The sequence below is a fragment of the Nocardia sp. NPDC004582 genome (genome assembly GCF_053602115.1).
Window position 1 is genome coordinate 1 of record NZ_JBSGCY010000247.1, and the last position, 4,748, is coordinate 4,748.

General features: G+C 70.0%; 7 protein-coding genes. 4 read left to right on the forward strand and 3 right to left on the reverse strand.

The features are described 5' to 3' along the window. Positions 1–551 (forward strand): inositol monophosphatase family protein (locus ACWELJ_RS33265; protein ID WP_452370038.1); only part of this gene is annotated, 551 nt, incomplete at its 5' end. A gap of 165 nt (positions 552–716) precedes the next feature. Here ACWELJ_RS33265 and cei read toward each other — a convergent pair. Continuing rightward, a complete protein-coding gene (cei, locus tag ACWELJ_RS33270; RefSeq protein WP_452370039.1) occupies positions 717–1,394 on the reverse strand; it encodes an envelope integrity protein Cei in 678 nt (225 codons plus the stop codon). Between the two features lie 456 nt (positions 1,395–1,850). Here cei and ACWELJ_RS33275 point away from each other — a divergent pair, with 456 nt between their 5' ends. After that, entirely contained in the window at positions 1,851–2,153 is a 303-nt protein-coding gene (locus tag ACWELJ_RS33275) for a DUF4193 domain-containing protein (protein ID WP_040859007.1), read from the forward strand. A gap of 102 nt (positions 2,154–2,255) precedes the next feature. Here the strand turns inward: ACWELJ_RS33275 and ACWELJ_RS33280 are convergent, their stop codons facing one another. Beyond that, on the reverse strand, positions 2,256–2,771 hold the full coding sequence (locus ACWELJ_RS33280) for a DUF3093 domain-containing protein (RefSeq protein WP_379097021.1): 516 nt from the start codon (positions 2,769–2,771) through the stop codon (positions 2,256–2,258). Between the two features lie 52 nt (positions 2,772–2,823). On the opposite strand from ACWELJ_RS33280, the gene dut reads away from it, so the two are divergent. Together dut and ACWELJ_RS33290 are read left to right on the forward strand one after the other, a co-directional pair. Then, on the forward strand, positions 2,824–3,321 hold the full coding sequence (gene dut, locus ACWELJ_RS33285) for a dUTP diphosphatase (RefSeq protein ID WP_452370040.1): 498 nt from the start codon (positions 2,824–2,826) through the stop codon (positions 3,319–3,321). A gap of 5 nt (positions 3,322–3,326) precedes the next feature. Beyond that, positions 3,327–4,175, forward strand: coding sequence for a DUF3710 domain-containing protein (locus ACWELJ_RS33290; RefSeq protein WP_452370042.1), 849 nt, complete (start codon positions 3,327–3,329; stop codon positions 4,173–4,175). A 211-nt stretch (positions 4,176–4,386) separates the two neighbouring features. On the opposite strand, the gene ACWELJ_RS33295 is transcribed toward ACWELJ_RS33290, so the two are convergent. After that, positions 4,387–4,748: alpha/beta fold hydrolase (locus ACWELJ_RS33295; protein WP_452370041.1), on the reverse strand; the 362-nt coding region annotated here is incomplete at its 5' end.

Below are 4,748 nucleotides of genomic sequence, written 5' to 3' on the forward strand. Positions count from 1 at the left end.
ACATCCTCACCCTGTACGCCGCCCTGTGCCTGATCTTGGTGGCGCTGCGCTGGATTCGGCTCGCGCACGCGGTCACCTACAGCGCCGGGCTGGGCCTGGGCGCGCACCGGGCCGAGTCCAGCCCCGACGGCACCGCCCCCGGGGGCGAGCCGGTCGCGTTGCGCGCCAACCGGGTCGACGCGGCGTCCATGGCGCTGGTCGCCACCGGCTTCGCCTACGCGACCGAGCGCCGCACCCGCCAGGGTGAGCTGATCGGCAAGGTGCTGCCGCACATTCGTGACATCCGCCGCTTCGGTTCGGCCGCGCTGGACCTGTGCGCGGTGGCCGAGGGCCGCACCGACGCGTACTTCGAGCACGGCCTGAATCTGTGGGACTGGGCCGCGGGCGCGCTGATCGCCACCGAGGCGGGCGCGCGGCTGATCCTGCCGCCGGAGCTCGACTCGCCGGGTGCGGCAGGCGATTTGGTGTCGGCGGCGGCGCCCGGCATCGCTGACGAACTGTTCGGTCTGTTCGAACGGTTCGATGTCACCACCCCTATCCCGATTCCCTGACAGCGGGCTGGACAACAGATCGCCGCGACCGAGGAGGTCGCGGCGATCGTTTCGTCCCGGGACATCGGTCCCGGGGCATCTATTCGACTGTGCCGGCACGAGTTTCGCGTGGGGTCGGCGCCACCCGGTCCGGGAATCAGAGCCGGGTCGTCGGGAAAGAGATTCTCAACACTTCGCGTGGCGCGCGGCCTCGAGCAGTTTCGGGTCCACCGCGGGCGCGGTGCCCGGGGTCGGGTTCTTCAGCGACCGCAGCACCTCTTCGGCATCGGTACTGGGCCGGATATCGCGGAACAGCGAGCCCAGCACCATGTCCACGGTCTCGTCCTGGCGCTGATCCTCGATCAGCTCGGCGCACGGCACGACCAGCTGGACCGCGGCCGCGGCGGGCCGGCCCTTCACGCCGAAGCGGATCTGCCCGGTGCACTCCAGATCGCCGTTCACATAGACCGGGTCATTGCCGATCTGCACGTCCGGGGCGCTGGCGAAACCGAGATCGCCCAGCTGGGAGGCCACATGCGCGGCCTGGCCGCGCTGTCCGTTGGCGTTGAACACCCGCACCTTGGAGGCGGCCAGCGCCGCGGGCTGCACATCACGCAGCCGCGAGTTGCCGACCCGTTCGCCGAGCTGCGCGGGTTTGGCCGCGGCCGTGCTGGAGGCGGGGCTGGGGGAGTTGCAGGCCATCGCGCCCTGGTCACCCTCGCTCGTCGTCAACGCCTTGAACCAGACGACGACGCAGATCAGGGCGATGACGCCGACCATGGCGGCCCAGGGCTCCCAGCGTCGGCGAATGAACGTCCGCCCGGTCGGATCGGTCGCTTTACCTTGGGTGATCAGTGAAACCACGCCCACACTCTACGAAAACGTCGGGATTGTCGCGTGAACGGCCGCGGCAAGTCGGGCACCGGTGTGGCGCGGGAGGCCGGCGGAGGTGGAGGGAAGGTCTCGAGGCGGTGCGGAAGATCTCGGCGAGTTCCCTCGCCGGTGACGATTACCCCTCAGTTTCAACTCGCGCGGGTTTTGATTGCGACTTTGGTCCCGGGGTCCGCTATTGTCTGGCGGCCCAGATCGTACAACCCAGGTGAAACTGGGGTTCGATTTCGGGAACAACAAGGGCATGTCCTGCGTTGACCGAGCGCGATCCGGTGCGGATGAGGAACTATCCGGCCCGGATCTGTGACCGGTGTACGCGTGACGTACACCACGGGCGGGGCGGTATGACGGCCCGATCCGGGTCCGCGAGGATCCGGTCGGACGCGTACCGGTCCGGGATATACGGAGTGAGGACGAGGGGAAGACGACATGGCAACCGACTATGACGCACCGCGGCGCAATGAATCCGACGACGTTTCGGAGGACTCGCTGGAGGAGCTGAAGGCTCGCCGCAACGAAGCCGCGTCCGCCGTCGTGGATATCGACGAATCCGATACCGCGGAGTCGTTCGAGCTCCCCGGCGCGGACCTTTCCGAGGAAGTGCTCTCGGTCCGGGTCATCCCGAAGCAGGCGGACGAATTCACGTGTTCGAGCTGCTTCCTGGTGCACCACCGCAGCCGCCTGGCCAGCGAGGCCGGCGGTCAGCTGATCTGCATGGACTGCGCCGCCTAAGGCTCGGTCCCTCAGAGCGTGTCCGGCCAGCCCGCGCTCGGTTCGCCGAGCGCGGTCCGGGCCGGATCGCGCAGAACTTTCAGGAAATGTGATCCAAGGAGATCAGGCCGATTCGGCCGCGTTCTCCAGGCCGAGCGCTGCGATCACGCGTTCCGGATGACGCGTGCTGACCAGCCAGTACGGCGTCGGATCCTCGGGATCATCGAGGACGAGCAACACCATGGGCCCGATCCAGGCCCGATGCTGGACGAAGGCGGCGGGGTCGAGTTGTCGGCCCAACGCCGCACTCTTCGCACTCGCCGGAACCGGCGCCGCCCGCTTGACGAAGGTCGCGGGCAGATGCGCGCGGCCGGTGCGCAGCTCCGGGACGCCGTCCGCGTCCGGGGCCACTTCCAGGCGATGCCGCGAGAACCACAACAGCACCCACGCCGCGACCGGGAACAGCAGCACGTACGGCAGCCAGGCCCGCACACCCGGTGCGCCCATGTGGATTTCGGCTGCCAGCAGCCCGGTCACGACGAGCGCGGCCGGCCACCACCACAGCGGCACCCAGAGGCGCTCGGTGTAGAGGGGCTTGGTCTGCGGCTGAGGTTTCACCTGAGGGGGCTGGTCGGACACGACCTCAGACTAGGTCAATGGGTGAGCGGTCGAACGCGTAGGCTCGGCGCACGTGACCGGTATTCCACCTATTCCCCTGCTGCGGCTCGATCCCGGCATCCCCGTACCGACGCGTGCTCACGAGGGCGACGCGGGCGTGGACCTGTGCACCACCGAGGACGTCATCATCGAACCGGGGGAGCGGGTGCTGGTCGGCACCGGCATCGCGGTGGCCCTCCCGATCGGCACGGTGGGGCTGATCCATCCGCGCTCGGGTCTGGCGGCCAAGGCGGGCCTGTCGGTCGTCAATACCCCCGGCACGGTCGACGCGGGCTACCGCGGCGAGATCAAGGTGTGCCTGATCAATCACGATCCGCGTACCCCGATCGAGCTCCGGCGTGGTGACCGCATCGCACAATTGCTGGTGCAGAAGGTCGAATTGGTGGACTTCGTCGAGGTGGAGGCGCTCGACGACACCGCGCGCGGCGCGGGAGGATACGGATCCAGCGGTGGGCATGCCAGCCTCGCGCAGTCCGGTGGGGCGGGTCAGGCGACCGGCAAGGAGGCATGACGATGGTGTTCGGACGCAAGAAGCGCAAGGGCGGCGACAGAGATGACGCGCCGCAGTACGACGACGAGTACACCGAGTACGACGAGTACGAGGACGAGTACGACGAAACCGCCGACGCGGCAGACGAATACGACGACGAGCCGGCGCCCGCGCGCGGTCCCGAGATCGGCCCGTACGACTACGAAGACGTCGCCGACCGGCTCGAGGCCATCGCCGAACAGCGCCTGGACCTGGGCTCGGTCATCGTGCCGGTGCCGCCGGGCGGGCAGCTGCAGGTCGAGATGACCCCCGACGGCACCCCGCAGGCGGTGCACCTGGCCACCCAGCACGGCCGCATCACGGTGGCGGCCTACGCCGCGCCCAAGTCGGCGGGCCAATGGCGTTCGGTGGCAGCCGATCTGGCCGAGACGCTGCGCAAGGACGGCGCGCAGGTGTCGGTGGTGCAGGGTCCGTGGGGACGGGAGCTGCACGCGATCACCCAGGGCGCGGATCTGCGGTTCATCGGCGTGGACGGCCACCGCTGGATGGTCCGGCTCGTCGCGGCCGGCCCGACCGGCGCGGCGGACGAGAACACGCCGCTGGTCGCCGCCGCCCGCGCAGTCATGGGCGAGACGGTGGTGCGCCGCGGCGACGAACCGCTACCGGTGCGCGAACCCCTCCCGGTGGTCCTACCCCAGGAGCTGGCCGACCAGCTCGCCGCGGCCCACCAGCAGCAGCTGGCGGCCCAGCAGCAGGCCATGCAGGCCCAGATGGACGCCATGCAGGGCGGCCCGGCCTACCAGCCCGAGCAGGCCCCGACCGAGCCGCGGCGCGGCGCGGAGGGCTCGGCCATGCAGCAGCTGGGCCTGAACTGAGTGAACCGGCCTGGTCGCTGACCGGGCTGTCCGGACCGCGATCACCAGCTCGGATTCGGTTCTGACACACGACGAAACGGGGCGCCGCCATCATGGCGGCGCCCCGTTCGCTGTCGGCTGAATCGGTGTGCGCGCGGCGAGGACCCGGGCCTCGGGTCCGGCGATGGTCGTCGGGCGGGCCGGAGTCGCGCTGTGGCGGGCCGGGATTCGGTCAGGGGGTGGTGACGCGGCGGGGAAGGAGGGCATTGATGCCCCGGGTACCCAGAATCGCGGGGTCCGAACCCAATTGGTCGAGGGTGATCGTGTGCAGGGTGGCGTGCGGCAGCAGCGCGGTCCACTGCTCGGCCACCGTGAGCGGATGCACCGGATCGTCGACGGCGGCGATGATCTCGACCGGCGCGCCGACCCGGCTCAGGAGTTCGGGTTCGGGCCAGGCGTAGGCCGCGGCCTCTTCCAGCGCGGCCGGCAGTTCGGGCCACTGGGAGGTCCAGGAGCGGGTCAGGGCGTCGGCCAGCCAGGCGGGGCTGGACGCGCGCATCCGGTCGATGACGGCGTCGAGGCCGTCGGCGCGCA